This is a genomic window from Paenibacillus sp. O199 (genome assembly GCF_001636635.1).
Lineage (GTDB): Bacteria > Bacillota > Bacilli > Paenibacillales > Paenibacillaceae > Paenibacillus > Paenibacillus marchantiae.
This window is the reverse complement of record NZ_LGRP01000003.1, coordinates 12,246-29,709: the sequence shown is the minus strand read 5'-3', so window position 1 is coordinate 29,709 and position 17,464 is coordinate 12,246. Positions and strand designations below refer to the sequence as shown.

At 46.0% G+C, this 17,464-nt stretch carries 12 protein-coding genes; 2 read left to right on the top strand and 10 right to left on the bottom strand.

Going from position 1 to position 17,464, the window contains the following annotated elements; genetic code table 11:
• Window positions 1–30: 30 nt before the first annotated feature.
• The 8 genes from A6049_RS05415 to A6049_RS05380 all read right to left on the bottom strand — a co-directional run bounded on the left by A6049_RS05415 (window position 31) and on the right by A6049_RS05380 (window position 10,860).
• Window positions 31–1,587: a glycoside hydrolase family 43 protein gene (locus A6049_RS05415; RefSeq protein WP_063563658.1), complete on the bottom strand. Its 1,557-nt coding sequence runs from the start codon at window positions 1,585–1,587 to the stop codon at window positions 31–33.
• Complete coding sequence (locus tag A6049_RS05410; protein ID WP_063563657.1) at window positions 1,588–2,541, bottom strand: carbohydrate ABC transporter permease; 954 nt, start codon at window positions 2,539–2,541, stop codon at window positions 1,588–1,590.
• Complete coding sequence (locus tag A6049_RS05405) at window positions 2,541–3,506, bottom strand: ABC transporter permease (protein ID WP_063563656.1); 966 nt, start codon at window positions 3,504–3,506, stop codon at window positions 2,541–2,543. Before A6049_RS05405 ends, A6049_RS05410 begins: the two co-directional genes overlap by 1 nt.
• A gap of 106 nt (window positions 3,507–3,612) precedes the next feature.
• Window positions 3,613–5,286: a type 2 periplasmic-binding domain-containing protein gene (locus A6049_RS05400; protein ID WP_063563655.1), complete on the bottom strand. Its 1,674-nt coding sequence runs from the start codon at window positions 5,284–5,286 to the stop codon at window positions 3,613–3,615.
• A 117-nt stretch (window positions 5,287–5,403) separates the two neighbouring features.
• Window positions 5,404–6,939 (bottom strand): response regulator transcription factor, encoded by a 1,536-nt coding sequence (locus A6049_RS05395; RefSeq protein WP_063563654.1) that lies wholly within the window; start codon window positions 6,937–6,939, stop codon window positions 5,404–5,406.
• Window positions 6,929–8,752, bottom strand: a complete 1,824-nt coding sequence (locus A6049_RS05390; RefSeq protein ID WP_063563958.1) for a sensor histidine kinase — start codon at window positions 8,750–8,752, stop codon at window positions 6,929–6,931. Before A6049_RS05390 ends, A6049_RS05395 begins: the two co-directional genes overlap by 11 nt.
• Before the next feature lie 44 nt (window positions 8,753–8,796).
• The gene (locus A6049_RS05385; RefSeq protein WP_063563653.1) at window positions 8,797–10,323 is read right to left on the bottom strand and encodes a response regulator transcription factor; all 1,527 of its coding nucleotides are present in this window, start codon (window positions 10,321–10,323) and stop codon (window positions 8,797–8,799) included.
• A gap of 183 nt (window positions 10,324–10,506) precedes the next feature.
• On the bottom strand, window positions 10,507–10,860 hold the full coding sequence (locus tag A6049_RS05380) for a VOC family protein (protein ID WP_063563652.1): 354 nt from the start codon (window positions 10,858–10,860) through the stop codon (window positions 10,507–10,509).
• A gap of 217 nt (window positions 10,861–11,077) precedes the next feature.
• Between A6049_RS05380 and A6049_RS05375 the strand changes: the two genes are divergently transcribed.
• On the top strand, window positions 11,078–11,542 hold the full coding sequence (locus A6049_RS05375; RefSeq protein WP_063563651.1) for a CBO0543 family protein: 465 nt from the start codon (window positions 11,078–11,080) through the stop codon (window positions 11,540–11,542).
• A gap of 25 nt (window positions 11,543–11,567) precedes the next feature.
• Here A6049_RS05375 and A6049_RS05370 read toward each other — a convergent pair whose 3' ends face one another.
• Window positions 11,568–12,854: a cellulase-like family protein gene (locus A6049_RS05370; protein WP_063563650.1), complete on the bottom strand. Its 1,287-nt coding sequence runs from the start codon at window positions 12,852–12,854 to the stop codon at window positions 11,568–11,570.
• Window positions 12,855–12,951: 97 nt separating this feature from the next.
• Window positions 12,952–16,347, bottom strand: a complete 3,396-nt coding sequence (locus A6049_RS05365; RefSeq protein WP_063563649.1) for a DUF5107 domain-containing protein — start codon at window positions 16,345–16,347, stop codon at window positions 12,952–12,954.
• Between the two features lie 127 nt (window positions 16,348–16,474).
• Between A6049_RS05365 and A6049_RS05360 the strand changes: the two genes are divergently transcribed.
• Window positions 16,475–17,371, top strand: coding sequence for an AraC family transcriptional regulator (locus tag A6049_RS05360; protein ID WP_063563648.1), 897 nt, complete (start codon window positions 16,475–16,477; stop codon window positions 17,369–17,371).
• Window positions 17,372–17,464: the final 93 nt, after the last annotated feature.

Genomic DNA, 17,464 nt, shown 5'->3' with positions numbered 1-17,464 from the left:
CTTCTTCGCATTGATTTATTAGCAACTGAATCAGACCGAGTACTCGAACCAATCAAAATGGGCAGGTGTGCTGCTTGCCTTACCATTGCCGGTAGCGTATAGTCCGACCACCGCTCCGGTAAAGCACATTTTGTGCACAAAGTCCTCCGGTGATATGGCACGTGCCGAGCCTGAACCCAATGCTGTCCAGTTCTGTCCGTCCTCGGAACAAGTCAGCCTATATTCCTTCTCTGTCGATTCGATTCGGAGCGACAGCCGCTCCGTTACAGTCTCGCTCTCGTGAACCATGTTCGACTCTCCGCGCACCGTCAAGCGAGCAAAGAGTATGTTTCGTCCGTTCAACCGTCTTATGCCAATCTCATAGTGTGCATCCTCATCCCGGCGAACACATAATCCCGCTTCTTCTCCATCGGCAACTGGCATGAAAGTCAGGCAGGTCGTAAAGCTGGCATGAATATGCTGCTGCCTGCGGCCAACAAACGTGATCTGACCCACGTCTTCAAGACTTCCATCCTGCCCATACAACGTCAGGTAACCTGGTTTTTCTGTAAGCGAGCATGCTCCTTCTGTAGGGTTGCGCACAAACATCCATTGCGACCCGAGTTCTCCGTCGAATTCGTCCCGGCCGACAACGATGGCAGTATGGCTCCCGGGCAAAGAAGGTAATGTCATTGGCAATCGCTGGACCTTCATGTCCAGACTCACTATTCCTTCATTGTTGTCAATGTGGGGCCACCCCTCGTTCCAAACGACCGGGGCGAGGAGGGTTTCACGTCCAAGCACACTATATCCTTCCTCTGTCAAACGCACGCCAAGGAAAACGGCCCACCAGTCTCCGTGGTGATCCTCCACCAGATCGGCATGACCCAAATACTGGATCGGATGGTCCAGATGGCGATGGGTCAGGATCGGCTCAGGATAGCGTTCAAACGGACCATAAGGTCGATCGCTTCGGCCGATGATCTCACGATGATCCTTGGCCGTCCCACCAGAAGCAGACATCATGTAATACAATCCATTGATTTTGTACAGATGTGGCCCTTCGGTCCATGGCCCTCCATCTCCGTGCCAGACAACTTGTGGTTCAGAGAGAGCCTCACCTGTAGCGATGTCGATCTCATACTGGATGGCATGAGAATCGTAATCGGCACCTTGTTGTGCGGTCACGTACACTTTGCCATCGTCGTCAAAAAACAGCGATGGGTCAATTCCACCGTATGGAATACGAATTGGATCAGACCAGGGGCCAGCAGGGTCGGTTGCCGTCACGTAGAAATTGCCGATGCCTCTCACATCTGTCGTAATCATGTAAAATGTACCTTCATGGTAACGCAGTGCCGGAGCATAAATGCCGTCTGAGCTTTTCCGTCCGGTCAAATCAAGCTGGCTGACCCGATCCAACACATTGCCGATTTGCTCCCAGTGAATGAGATCCCGGCTCCGAAAGATCGGCACTCCGGGAAAATACTCAAATGAACTGCAAATGAGGTAAAAAAATTCTTCAGCCTTCACAATGCTGGGGTCCGGATAGAATCCAGGAAGGATCGGGTTGGAATAACAGATCGTATTAGCTTGAAGCTGCTTCATCTATTCCTTCACACTCCCTACATTTAGTCCAACGACAAAGTATTTTTGCATAAACGGATACACCAGCAAGATCGGAACAGAAGCGACAATTGTAACTGCAGCACGAATGGAAATTGGAGTTACCTGTGTTGAATGCTCCACCCCCACGCCGTTGGCAACGGAAGGATTACTGTTGGCATTCATACTGGAAGACAACAGCTTCATCAGTTCGTATTGCAGTGTGCTGAGCTCCTGACGTGATGACGTGTACAGAAAAGCATCGAACCAGGAATTCCACGCGCCGACTGCGACAAAGAGCGCAATGGTCGCCAGCACAGGCTTGCACAGTGGAAAAATAATTCTCCAGAAAATTCTGAAATCTCCTGCTCCGTCAATTTTGGCAGATTCAATCAAGCTTTCAGGGATCGTGTATATATAAGTACGAATGACGATCAGGTTAAACGCACTAATCAGCGATGGTAAAACATATACCCAGAATGAATTGATTAAGTGCAGGTCCTTCATCAGGAAGTATCCCGGAATAAGCCCTGCGTTGAAATACATGGTGAGTACAAAAATGGTCGTAATCAGCTTGCGGAAAATATAATCGCGCCGACTCAGCGTATAAGCCAGCATGGTGGTCAAGAAAATGTTTAAAACGGTGGATAGTACTGTACGTGCAACGGAAATCAAAAATGCGTTATAAATTGTGCCTGATGCAAATACTGCTTTGTAATTCTGCATGGTGAAATCGCGGGGCCACAAATATAAGCCTCCTCGAATGGTGTCATTCCCTGCATTAAACGAAACCACAATTGTGTTCAAAAATGGATACAACGTCACAATCACCAGCAGAACCATGAAGATGGTGTTAAAGGTGTTGAACAGAAACGGTTCCATGCCTCTGCCACCTGGGCGGCGTACGGAAAGCGCCGCTGTATTTCCTAAACCAGACAATGGTGTTTTTTTCGTCATTATAACAGCCTCTCTTCCCCAAGCCGCTTGGCGGTCCAATTCGCTACAAGTAACATCGTAATGCTGACCACGGTCTTGAATATTCCGCCTGCAGTTGCGAGCGAATAGTTGCCCTGTGCAATCCCGTATTTGAGCACAAAGATATCAATCGTTTCCGACCAGTCCACAACGAGTCCGTTGCCCAGCAAATACTGAACCTCAAAGCCGGCTTCCAGAATATGTCCAATCGACATAATCAGCAGGATGACAATGGTAGGCTTGATTCCTGGCAAGGTGACATTCCACATTTTTTGATATCGATTGGCTCCATCAATATCGGCTGCTTCATACTGTGCCGGGTCAATAGAGGCCATGGCCGCCAAATAAATAATGGTGCTCCATCCGACTTCTTTCCAAATATGAGAACTTGCAACAACGCCCCAGAAATACTTCCCTTCCGTCAGCCACAAGATCGGCTCGTTGATTAAGTGCAGTTTCATGAGGATATCGTTGACAATGCCGTCAGAAGCAAGCGATGTCGCTACGATGCCGGTAACGATAATCCATGATAAGAAGTGAGGAAGATAAGAGATGGTTTGTACCGTCCGCTTCCACATGATCTTCTTGATTTCATTGAGTAACAATGCCAAAACAATAGCGGTAACGAAACCCAAAATCATGTTGATGATACTCATGGCAAGCGTATTACGAAGCACGCGCAAGAAATTGTCATCCGTGAACAAAAATTGAAAATGCTTGAACCCTACCCACGTTTGCTGCGAGAAACTTCTGGCCGGTTTGTAATCCTGAAAAGCCATCGTCCAGCCCCAGACAGGCACATAAGCAAAGATAATAATGTACGCAAGCAGAGGAACAGACATCCATATGAGCTGTCTCTGTGCTTTGATATTTTGCCAAGTAATCCGCCTAATTTTCGGTTTTTTCTTCGGTCGGAGCGGCTTGGTACCCACTACAATTTCCTCCATAATATCAGGCTCCTATCCATCTTTATATTGAAAGGAATAACGTCCAGCGATATGTTCTTTAAAAAAATCAGGAAGGAAGGTAGCCCTCCTTCCTGACAGCATTTTCTTATTTCACTGACCAGTTATCGATTCTCCACTGCAATACTTCATTGATACGGCCTTCGAAAGCCTTGATATCCAGCTTTTGAATTTCGGAAACGTATTCGCTCCATACACTGCTGAATTCGGATGTGTTAGCCAAAATCGCTTTCGGTAAATATTTGGTTGATAATTCGTTCAGCTTCGTATTGGCAATTTTGGCTGGAGATCCCTCAACCAGATCGACGGACCAAGCCGGGTAAGTAACCGGATTCTCTGGTGGAGCACTGAAGAAATCCACATAGCTGTTGAAACCGTAGGCGTCCAAAACTTCCTTATCAAACGGTCTCAAGCTGGCTTGATATTCTTCCGGCTGATTGCTTGCTGAAGTAGCGTTGCCATCGCTAAAGTAACCTTCCATCTTCGGTGCGGTTCCATAGAAAGCATCTGCTTTATTGGCCAGTTTCCAGGCCGCATCTGCGGCATTGTCGCGCTGCTCTTGGGTTTTCATGAAACGGCCTTCGTCATTCACGTAATAGTCTTCATCCTGAATGCCCCAAGTGAGTGTCTTTTGCCAATCTTCTTCCATAAGCTTGTCGAGCGCTTTAATAATTTTCACAGGGTCCTTGGCACTTACAGTAATGCCGTAACCATTGTTCAGGTTGAGCGCCGCGCGGTCGCGATAGTAGTCCTTCGTGCTGCTGTCGTATACCAGCGGGAAGCCGACGTACGTGCGTTCAATTTTGTCCTGAGTTATGAGCGAATCTTCCGCGCTGAGAAAATTCCAGTGTTGGTCGAACATGCCGAGTACTGCCCCACTGGACAATTTGGCCATATATTGGTCGTAGTTTTGTGCAAAGGCCTCCTTGTCGAGCAAGCCTTGGCCGTTAATTTCATTAAGTTTCTCATAGTAGGTTTTGGCATAATCTTTGTCTGCAAAGATCTCTGCTTTGCCGTCGTTTACAACGACTCCCCCGTCATTCGGATGACCAATCAAATGCTGTGGCGGGTTCAACAACCCCCAGTTTTTCCAGTCATAGTTCAATACTTCAAAGCCAATGGTCGGCTTGCCGTCGATCGTGGGATACTTCTCCTTGTATTTGGCGATCAAGTCAAAGTACTCGTCCAATGTTTTTGGCGTAGGATAACCAAACTCTTTCAACACGGCTTTCTGAATCCAGAAGGCAGGTCCGCTGTAGTAGGTGTCCGACACCTCACCGTTGTATGCACCATAGTTGGGCAAGTAATAGATATGTCCATCGTTAGGGTCCTTCATCTGGTTCCAGTACTTCTCATAATGCTTCTTCAGATTAGGCGCATGCTCCTCGATCAGGTCTTCCAACGGAATGACCGAACCGGCTGCTGTCAGTTTGGTGTCCGCAGAGATCAGATCCGGATAATCTCCTCCGGCAATCATAACGCCAAGCTTTTGGTTTTTGTCGCCAGCCAAAAATTCAAATTTGAATGTAACGCCAAGCTCATCCTTGATTTTTTTGTAGATTTTGTTGTCAGCGGTTGGCTGTTGTCCGGCCTCGTTCAGGAATACCGAGATTTCTAACGGATTGTCAGCCCCCACCTCACTACCTTTACTACTCTCTTCTCCACTGCCTGAATTGCCGCCTGAGCAACCTGCTAGCACAACACTCAACGACAATAACAGTGTTGCCCCCATACGGAAGAATGATTTTTTACTGTCCCCCATAAAGCACCTCCAAAGTTTGATCTCACTATATGAAAGCCCTTTCATTTGAATAATTTAATTATAAATTTACATCTCTATGGAAACTATATTCGAATTATAGCTCTTTCCGAGAAAAGCTCAGGTTTTCTTGTATTCGTTAGGAGACATGCCCATACGTTTCTCAAATTGCTTTAAAAAATGATGGTAATTGGCGTATCCAACCTTTTCCGAGATCTCGCTATTTTTGTACTGATTCATCTGTAGCAACCGACATGCCTCCTCAACCCTCAGGTTATGAAGCAGTTCATTGAAGCCGATCCCATTTTTGCGTATCAACAGTTGTCCCAAGTAGGCCGGATGCAGGAAGAAACGTTCCGATAGTAACTTAATAGTCAATCCCTCCTGGTAATGCGTATGAATATAATCGTTGATTTCCTGTACAATACCTTGCGCTTCGAAGACGCTCTCTTTAAGCAAAAACTCAAAGCAGACTCTTCCACACGAATGCAGCATGCCGATCAAATCATCAAGGGTTAACAGTGCTTCATCCAGTTCCGGAATTTCGAACATACGGTAATTCTCTGAATCTTCTGCCATTTGCGCCCTCATGTAAGCACGAATTTCATGAAGAAGGTAAATCACAAATTTTCGGGCTTCATCCGGGTGGACCCGCATCTGTCGAAAGGATTGCTCAATAAACTCCACAGCGGACTGGTAGTTGGCGTAATCAATGAGCTGAAGTGCTCCCAGTACTCGCTCGATCAGTTCAACCTGTTGGTTATGCCTTTGAAAATCGTGGTTCTGGATATCGGCATAATCCATTATGCTGTTCTCTTCCGCTTCATAAAAAGCGTGCAGCAACGCCTTCTCTGCTGTTATGCGGGAGTTGCTGATGTGATGAAGAGAGGATTCGGTTGAGCCAATCGCCATATATGTACGAAAGCCCGCCAGACGGCGAGCCAGTGTTTCTAATTGTTTTCTAAAATTTCCGCTCGTTCTCTGAGGTCCGGGGGAAACATCGCCAAACACAATGGATACAAGATCATTTCGCATACGAATGATATAGAGGACATCCCGTCCGTTCAGAATCTCTGAAGCAAGACTGCTCCACCGGCCAAACTCTTTCTCCGATACCTGAACCAGGCATACAATCCAGGATTCAGCTGACTGGGAAAGGGACTGCATCAATTGAGTACCCTCAGCAGACAGCACTTTGCCTAATAAAGCCTGCTTCATCGTCAACATTTCCTGCTCTCTCAATGCAATCTGCCCAATATAAAGCTGCTCTTGCTCCTTCATCAGTTCCATGCCCATCATGCGAATCTCGGACTCCGCCTGTTCCTCATCCAATGGTTTTAACAGATAACCGGAAACTTTGAATTTAAGCGCTTTTCGCGCAAACTCGAAATCGCTGTACCCCGTAAGAATAATGAACTTGGTCGACCAGTTTCCTCTACGTCGCCATTCTTCAATCATCTCTAGCCCATTCATAATTGGCATTTGAATATCAACCATGACAAGATCCGGCTGTAACTCTTCCATTCGTTCCAACCCTTCCGCACCGTTGCCACACATAGCGCATACCTCAAAGCCAAGACTTTCCCATGGAATCCACAGCTGCAAGCCCTCTAGCGCCCATGGCTCGTCATCAATCAGCAGCGCTCTAAATGCCATTGTCCTTACCTCCTTCTTCACCCTGATGATCTAACAGTTGCAATGGAATTTCGAAGGAGACCTCTGTCCCTTCTCCTATTCTGCTCACCAAGTTAAAATCCACTTTATCGTCATAATACAATTCAAGACGGCGATATACGTTACGTATGCCAATGTTACTCCCTCCGCTCTCCTCCTTGCTCCGCATATGATACAGAACCTCTTGCAGCCGTTCCTTATCCATGCCCTTACCATTATCGGATACAACGACGCGCAGGCGTTCGCTCACAACTTCCGCTTTAATCTTCACATACCCTAACCCCTCAATAGCCTGAATTCCATGTTTGCAAGCATTCTCGGCCAACTGCTGGATACTCATTTTTGGAATTCTATACTGCCTCGCCTCTTCGCTAATATCAATGTAATATTCAAACTTGTCTCGAAAACGGAACTTCTCGATCCCCAGATACATGACCGTAAAACTCATTTCCTCTTCCAGGGTGACCACATCGTCCTTCCAATTCAACAGACGGCGAAGCAGCTTGGATAGGTCCTTGATAATATCCTTGACATCCGCATAATTGTTTTTGGTGCTGACCACCAGCAGCGCATTGAGCGTATTGAATAAAAAATGGGGATTCATCTGGCTTTGCAGCAAATTCAGTTCAGCGCGAATGCGCTCAGCCTCCTGGCTCCGCTGCTGAATTTCAAGCTTGTACACATTATTGATCAAGGAATGGATCTGAGCGGTCATCATATTGAAATTACGAATCAGATGACCTATCTCATCCTGTCCCCCATCAATGTTGATCAGATCAAATTTCTCGTTCCCCACCTTTTGCATATGTCTGGACAGACGTTTCACTCGATAATTGTATGAGCGCAGCATGACATAGATGAAGATGGAGGTAACCAAAGTAATGATACCAGCGAGCATACCGAAATAAAGCTTCATGGAGAGCATCGCTTGTTTGACACGTGTTTCCTGAGGTACGCCAATGAGCTTCCAACCTTTCACATAGCTGGCCTTGCCAATCGGTACGATATGTAGGTCCTTGTCCGCCGCCTTGCTCGTATCAAATAACGCATAATCACTATCTACCTCACCCTGATACTTGTCATCTGTGGACACGATAATCTGATTCTTCGCGTTGACCAGATACAGGTCCAGCGAGCTTTTCTCTCTCGCAATAACGTCATAGAATCGATTAAGGTAAAAATCAATGCGCACTAACTTCTCGTAAGAGTTGTCTGCGTTATAATAGTCCATTTTTTCAATCACGCTAAAATACGACGAGGTCGCCGCGCGATCATTCGCTGCCTGATCGCGATAAGCGAGTACACTTAGTGATTCCCCTGCTGCTTCCCATTGTCTGAACCAGGCACTGGCGTTCATTGAGCTGTCCAGATAATAATAATCCCCTCCAGACACAATCGTTGGATTATCTGTGTAGATGCCGATCCGCTGGATTTGATTGTTCACGGGAATATAGGAAGTCACTCGATGGCGAAGCTGTTCATCGAATGTATTGTAGAAATCCAATTGGTCTTTGTATACACGATCCATGGATTCGGACAACAGCTTGTCCGTGATTAAGGCGTGACTGACAGCGATCCCCCCGTCAATCATGGTGTGAATGTCCTTTCTCGCCCGCTCCAGCGATATTTGCAGATTCTGCTCTTCCCGCTCCTTGATTAGCCCCGACATACGATCCATGAACAAATAATTGCTTGCTATGATCGGAAGCAAAATACCGATAACATAGATCAGCATAAACTTGTAGTTCAAAGGAATATCGTTCACGATGCCGCGAAATCGGAATTTCTTAAACATGTCTTCCATCGCCATCCTTCATTCATTACTTGTCGAGTCCCAATCTATGGTTGTTTTCGATACGCGGAGGGAGCCATCCCCGTCATTCGCTTGAACTGACTTACAAAATAGTCGGCATTAGGGTATCCTGAATGGACCGCAACTTCGGCTATGCTACAACAGCTCTGACGTAACAGTCTCTTCGCCTCCTCGATCCGTTTATCATTCAGATATTCCCGAAAAGACTTGCCAGTCTGCTGTCTGAAGGCTTGCCCCAGATAGTTGGCATTCATATGAAATTTCTGTGCAATCTCCTGGAGCTGCAGCTTCTCCCGAAACTCATGGTTAACATATTGCACTACACGAAAAATCGTGCTGCATTCTTTTTCTTTCCGCTGCTCCTGCAGAGCTCTCAAAGCGTTGAGACTTAATATAAGTGCATATTCCCTAAATGCAGGAAAGGAATCAATGTCAGATAAATCGCCCAACATATGTTGTAACTGCAACACAAACCTGTCTACATTCCCATCCAGCTCCTTCATTTGCTTGAGAACTCCCATTTCAAGAGCAAGCAATTGTACCCGAACATATTCTATATCCGACACAGACAGCCCTGAATCTGGACTCGCAAGCAACTCGTGTACCTCTCTCTCCAACCCATTCTCTTCACCCGTTAAAATGGTTTTAAACAGGTTACTCAACGCTTTTTGATTTACAACCGCCATGTTACTATGCCGTGGCAAATCTTGATCGCGAATAATGCCGCTTCCTTTTTGATAACGCTTCCATTTCAAAGCAGATAACGCTTTTTCAAATGCTGACCGCATAGCGACTACTCCACCTGAGTGATATCCAAATGCCACAATAATTGATCCATGACCGGAGTAAATCTCAAACAAGGTTCTCCCTAGCCTCTCAAGCCAACTCAGAGAATCTTCAATTACAGCAGCAAACACACCCATTCTTCCTTCAGCATCTATAAAAAATTCGTAGTGATGAGCGTTAGCAAAACGCTGTACCTGTGACTTTATGTCTTCATTGCAAATATCCGTTTCAATTAAAAGACAGGCCATATTCTCATGACCCTCCATTTGCAATATACTTTCCACTTCGGCTTGCAGTTCGCTGCTATCCTCCCCCTGAAACAGACGGTTGAACAAGCAATTTACATATAAAGTACGCTCGTGTTGATGCAATTTCTCTGCGACAAGCTCGTTCTGAATTTTACGACTCATCTGTTCTAATACGTTTTCAATCTCAACCTCATCAATGGGTTTGAGTAAATAATCCTCCACACGCTGTTCCAGCGCTGTTTTCGCATAATCAAAGCTATCGTATCCGCTTAATATGACAAATCGCGGCGGTTTGGCTAGTTTTTGTATCGAGCGGTCAATCAGTTCGAGTCCGCTCACTGAAGGCATATGAATATCTGTAAACACCAGGTCTGGCCGAAGGTTCTCAATAATGGACCAAGCAGCGTTCCCGTTCTCAGCCTCTCCACAAATTTGAAAACCGTATTTGTTCCAATCTACCATTGTCCGCAGACCTTCCAGTACCCATGGCTCATCATCCACTAACAAAACATTCATCATTCTTGTTTCCCCCCGTTAATAGTGATGAATTTTGTCATTGTACACCTTGAATTTGCGACTATTAGTTAATCATAACATCCGAGCAAAGAATGCCAATACTTCAAACCAATATACAATAATTTTTAAAGAAAGTACTTTAATTTGAACAGTAACTCTGCTTGTATACACTCCCTGACAACTGATTTAATGTCTATGAGCAAGGATATTGATCAACTTACCAAATGGATCACGGACATAGAATCGACGAACTCCCCAAGGCTCATCCGTAAGTTCATATTCTATTGTATAACCCGCGCTTTTCATGCGTTCGTACACTACATCGACATCATCAACTTCAATCGAAAGGTCAGGTGTAGGTGTATTGGAGCCACCTTGTGTGGCGATACTTATTTGAACGTTCTCCTCTCCAAGTAATCCGTATGTTTCAATCCAACCATGATTCATCAATAAATCAAGTTCAAGCACATCCTGGTAAAAGCTTTTTGCTGCTGGAACGTTTTGTGTATTAATATTGGTGACAATTCGTTTCACCCTCATTTTCAGAACCTCGATTCAATTAGTATATTCCCCCAACGAGGAATCCTCGCCCTTATTTTACATTATCATCTAGTACCACGTTATTCAATCGACAAAAAGACCAACCAAGGGATTCTGGCTAGCCTGATAATACAAAAGTGGGATGCATCCCTTATGAAATTATAAATTTGGTTAATAATAAGAAATTATTCAGGTGAAAACCTATGGGAGTGATTCGATGCTGGGGAATGTCATTTTTGGTATGGTTATCCCCATCTTAATCGGTGGATGGATTCTACGTAGAAACGTCAACATCCTCTTAGCTTATTATCCGCTGGGAGTAGCCACCTCTTCTTGTTTAAACAGTGCGGGCTTCAATTTTTTCTGGAATATCCTTCCCAATACCCGTAACCAATCATATGCGGGGCTCCCTTTCGACTTAGGTATATACCCTATTGCTGGATGCCTCATGATATACATGATTCTTGAAAAAAATACGAAGTCGTGGCTAGCAATCTTAATAACCTCTTTTACATTAACGCTGATCGAATGGTTGGCTAAAGAAATGGGTAGAGTTCTTTATTTTAATGGCTGGAATATCTATTGGACTTTCTTTTCTTATTTTCTTCCTTTAGTCGTGGTGTACGGATATAGTAAAGTATTCACTCTGATGTACAACGTTTCTGATAAGAGGAGAACATAAAGTTTGGTTCTTTCCAACATAACAATTATTGCGATGAAAGAATATATCGATTCCATTTCTGTTGCCAGGGGATATCGTCCCAGAAAGGATGATGCGGCGCACAGTTAGAGCATAGAGTCATTCCCCAGAAGCCAAGAGCCATTCCTTTACGCAGCGCGTACTCTGCAATGAATTTCCCAACAGGCCCCTCTTCGAATCCCGCTAACAGCGGCGTATAACCAACATATCCTTCCCCAATAACGACCGGCAAGCCAGAATGAGCCGCCCATTCGTGAGCTTCCTCGAAGCGCATATCTGCCTTTTGCAGCATAGCCAGCTTATGTTTACTATAATTGTCGTATAAAAAAAGATCCCATTTATCCGGCTCCACCCAGTCATGCAGATAGAGCAGCCTTAACCCTACCGGATTACCTTCCATTCTCCATTCTTGGTCGCGCGGTAGCGTATACTCTTCAAATGGAGGCGCATCCTCCCGCAGGAGCGATTGGACAAATGAGCCGGGAAAAGGCGCCTGCTCATCATCAATTCCAGCCGCTTCGGTTAATTCATTCAATACCCCTTTGATATAGAGATGGAAATGTGCAACCTGTAAATTTCCCGCTACATAGGATTTGGGATAGGCTTCATTTAGTGTATAGCTTGCTGTCATCAAAATATCCGGGTGGACACTTCTAAGATAACCTACGGCCTCTTCAATATAAGGCTGCATGGCTTCCACCAGTGCTGGTACATTGGACGGGGCAATGCCTCGAGCGGTTCCAATCTCGGTCAGTTGCCCGAACTCCACCTCATTATGCAGCTCCGCGTAGACGATCTGCTTGTCGTATCCTTCCGCTTTTATATACCGGATAAGCTGATCCATGGATCTCGCAATAGCCATAAACCGCTCCTCCGGAGCTATGGCAGCCAGTTCATCGCGCAACCCGGGAAATGCCAGGAAGCTGGGGCTCTGCTGATATTCCCAAGAAGACAGGATGATATAACAGCCATGGGCCTTGGCCTGTCTGAACAACTCCAGTAAATGCGCATGTCCATCCAGCTCGGCGCCGCCCCGGCAGTTATACCAGCGTGTCCGCTGCCCGATCTCTCCAAGGCTACCGAAGTGTAACGGACCCGGCCGCTTGCCTTCCGCCGTGAACAATAAAAAGGGCATCGCACAGATTCGGATCGTATTGTAGCCCCTCTCCACTGCTTCCTTAAATCTCGCCTCAAGGTCGCTATAGGGTTCTCCCGGTAAGGTCATGGTGTACCAGGAAAAATCCCACATCGTGATGGTCAGTTTGCGCGGCAACTCCCTACGCCCTACATCCATTATCATTACACCTTCCTTTTTGTTTGTAGCAATACAGGTTTATTCTCTATAATACAGCCAATGGACAATATCTCTACATCTCTTTGATGATGGAGCATTAAGGTTGAAATCCTTCGCGCAGTCGTTGGGAATACCGTCTATGAACCATTGCCCCTTGATGATTAGGCTCCATTTCCAGAGCCAACTCAAGTTCGGTTCCGGCCTCTTTGTCACGGCCAAGCCCCAGAAGTCCCAATCCCCTCATGTACCGGCAATGGATTACATTTCGCCGGTTCAGATCATCCTCAAATACTAGGAAATCCGGCAAGGATACCGCAAAATAATCCATTTTGATATCGTCAAAAATATGCTTTTCAGCATAATCAATCAGTTTATTAAAACGGCGCTTAGCTTCCTTCCCGTTACGGAGCTTTAACCAGGCCAACCCTTGGTAAAAAATCATTTCTGGCGGCTGATCGTTGTAGAACAACGCACTTGTCGGCTCGGCTAGACCCTGTGAAGCTATGGTATAACTAGCGATAGCTTCTGTTTCCCGCTGCAGACCTTCGTAAGCCATGCCTAGATAATAATAAATATTATTCTCCTGAGTTCCTTCCAACTTACCTTCTCCCAGATTCAACGGATAGACTAATGCTTGTTGTAAATGCTGAACTGCTGCTTCATAATGACCGTTTTGCAGCGCTTGTTTACCAAGCTCAGTATGAGCCAACTTATATTGCCCAGTCACTTTCCCTTCTCCACCTTCCCACGGATGGAAATTGCGCAGAGCCAAGGCTGCGATTGCCTCTTGATAACGTTCAAGATTGTTTAGCAGGGATACGTATTCCACATACAGATCATCTCGCTTCTCGACCAGATCTCGCCGCTCTTCAAGGAACTGGAGGCGTTTGTCTGTTGACCACGCAAGCTTCTTACGCAGCTGATCCAGTTCAAAGAAAATACGACCATCATCCGGTGCATAAGCAAAGGCCTGTTCAAGCGAAGCTAGGGCCGCTTGCGGATTGTTCTGTTTGTTGTAATAGGCCAGCCCCAAGTTGCGGTGTACCGTCGGAAAATCATCCCGCAGTTCGCGGGATTTCTCCCAGCTCGCAATCGCCTCGATAGGTCGTTTTTTGTCATAATAAAAGTTTCCGAGGTAGTAATGAGCCTTGTCGTCCTTCGGGTTAGCATGAACTGCACTTACCAGCAGCTCAAGTTCAAACAACGTGTTCGGGAAACAATAGGTTGGATTGGCCAATTGTCCCTTACGACGTGCTTCTTGAGCATGTTCATGTTGTCCGATACGTTTATATAATTCAGCCAGTGCATAATGCAGCATCGGATAGACTGAATTTTCCGGGTCCACTATTCTTTTCCCTACTGCAATGGCTTCTTCATAGAAACCGCTGTCCATATAATCTGCGATGACATTCAGATAGTTGTGGGCGTCATCTCTCATCAATTGCTGTAATTCAGTCAGAATACCTTGTGCAGCATCCTTGTCTCCCATAGCTGTATGAGCCAAAGCCAACTCATTATAAGCTCCAAAATCCGCAACATCCAATTCAAGGGTTTCAAGCGCATAGGCCTTTGCATTATCAATCAGACCAAGCTTGCGCAGCAGTGCGGCTTTCAGATTACGTGCTTTGTAGTTTCGTGAATTGCGGATGAGTGAACGTTCGATCTGCTCCAGTGCCTCGGTGTACTGGCCTTTCAGGCTGGAAATCTGAGCAAGAGAGAAGTACCCAGCATCCTGCCACGCTGCCGACCAGACCGATTTGTGGAAAGCAGTAAACGCTTCATCCAAACGGCCTTGGCCACGAAGTGCTCTTCCCAGCTGGTAGTAGGCCTCGCTCTCATATGGGTTCGGATTACGCCAGGTCAACCGCTCAATAGATTTACGGAAATACTGCTCGCTGTCTATGTATAATCCACGACGAAGTAGTAACGTTCCATAAGCTACATTTAACCGGATATCTCCGTTATCCCGCTTCAATCCTTCCAGATAGTACGCTTCAGGCTCAAACGTAGCATGCCGATATTGCTCCAGATGCTTGCCTGCCAGATACAGTTCTTCGGTCGAACGCAGTTCTTCTGGTGCTGCCAGTGGTTTAGCAGCTTCAGGAATCTGTTCAATATCTGGACGTTTCGGTTGATAGGAAATCAGCACTCTGCCTTCCCTATTTCGAACCAAAAGCTTCAGATCATGCTCCTGCTCCCCGCTCTCCAGCGGAATAACCTTCTGATATACATCTACAGGGGACAATTCAACCGTTTCCTGCAAATACCGGGTTGCCGCCCCACTCAACTCCACAACGGCATGTTCGAGTTTAGATGTTGCATATACCTTGATCACTGCCTCTCCGGCTTCAGCATCAACTTCCAGATTGATGGCTGCTTCGATGGAGGCATTTTTTACGACACCGATGTTTTTGTAAGGCATGAAATACTGGGTAAAGGTCTTCTCCTCGTAGGGCTGTAGCCAAGTGAAGTCGGGCTGATTGTCTGTGTACACTCCAGTCATAAGTTCAATGTATGGGCCATCTTCATCCGTCAATTGACGGTCCCACGCCTGACCGAACTCCCCATTCCCCCAAGTCCATTGTTTCTTGCCGGGAGAAATATGATGATTCGCCACATGCAGCAATCCGGCCTCTACGCCGTGATCATATGCGCCGACGAAATTATAATCGGATTTATAAGCCATGTACGAAGTCGGAACCGGGATGTTCTTATACCGGGAAATATCAACGCCTTCCGAGTAATCCTGTTTGTAATAAGTTCCGGTAGCAATAGGAAAACGGGAGACATCCCTTTTGCCATGATCGAATACAGCCGTTACGTCTGGTGGAAACACGGATTGTGTATATTCATTAACTGCTACGGCCGGATTTGCCCACCACAGAAAGGTCTGTGGCTCAGGTGTCCGGTTGTATAATTGAGCCTGGATCTCCAAATAGGCTTTATCCGGATAGAGTTTGAAGGCTGCAGTGACTTTTGTACCGTACATCCGGTCAATCTCACTAACCCATACTGTAGCACTGCCATCGCCAGTTACTTCGTATTTGTATTCAACCGGACCAAATGTATTAGGACGGTGATGCTGCGGCCAGTTAAATTCAATTCCTCCGGAGATCCAAGGACCAGCAAGGCCCACCAGTGCAGGCTTAATGACGCGGTTATAATAAACAAAATCATAATTGTTCGTTTTATCAAGCGCACGATAGATTCTACCGCCGATTTCCGGCATGATCTCCATACGGATATATTGATTCTCCAGAATAACCAATTTGTAATTTTTATCATGCTTCACATCCGAGATACTCTCGATCACTGGATGCGGATACACACGACCGGTGCTTCCCTGATAGACTCTTTTCTCCAGAAACATCGGATTTGGGTCAGCTTCACCCGCCTCATATGTAGGTATCAACACGCTTGTCTCCCACACTTGTACCTGACTGGATCCGGTTGGATCCGCCTCCAGCTTGTGATCCACAGCCTCATGCTTCATGTTAGAACTGCCTCCCTTGTCTTGATAGTTATACTGTATATTCTGGCAAGGAAGGTTCCAATTGACGAAATGCGGGAAGTGATGGATTATATTCTTATTCGGATTATGAATTACGGGGGTAACTGGAATGAGTCCTGACCACATACGCAAGCGTGAAGGATTTGCAGAGGAGAAGCTATATGTACTTCCTGAATACTGGATGAAAGAACTGGAACAAGAAGAACTAACCTCTACCTTATTTATTACGGACATCGGCTATTTCCCCAACGCTCACTATCATTTCAGGGAGCGTCTGGAGGGCAGCCCCTCGCATATTTTCATCTTTTGCGAAGCGGGAGAAGGATGGGTTGAGTTGAATCAAGGAGAGCGATTAATCATGCAGCAAGGAGATATGATGATAATCCCACCCGAAACTGCACATCGTTACGGGGCAATGCAGGAGAATCCATGGAGTATCTACTGGTTTCATTTCAAAGGCAGCCATTCGAATCGATTGGTGAAGATGTTTGGTTTATCTAACGCCACACTCGCTTTATCCCCAAGCGGCAAGGCCCGTTTAATGGAATGGTTCCTACCTACCTATGAAATGCTGGCCGAGCGGACATATGCCCTGACTACCCATGTACATGTGGCCCAAACTACTAGACAGTTGCTCTCCGGGATTGGCTTAAATGCCGTCAAATCGGCACAAGAGAAGAAACGTGAAACTTATCTGGAACAGGCCATTCAATACATGAATGTACATATGAGTGGCTCTATTTCTCTTACGGAGTTGGCTAATCATGTCGGGGTGTCGAAACAGCATCTGATCTTTCTGTTTAAATCTGAAACGGGCGTCGCTCCGATCGAATATTTTCTACAGCTCAAAATTCAGCGGGCAGGTCATCTTCTGGATCTTACCGAATTGAGTATTAAGGAAGTCAGCTATGCAGTGGGCATTAGTGATCCCTATTATTTCTCCAGGCTCTTCAAGAAGATATCGGGATTCTCCCCTTCCAGCTACCGGAAGATCCCGAAAGGCTAGCCTTTCAAAAGTTCTTTGCCGTCTTTCCTTCATTACCATAATAAAAAACCGTTGAGTCTTTAAATTAAAGATCAACGGTTTTTTATATCTAAT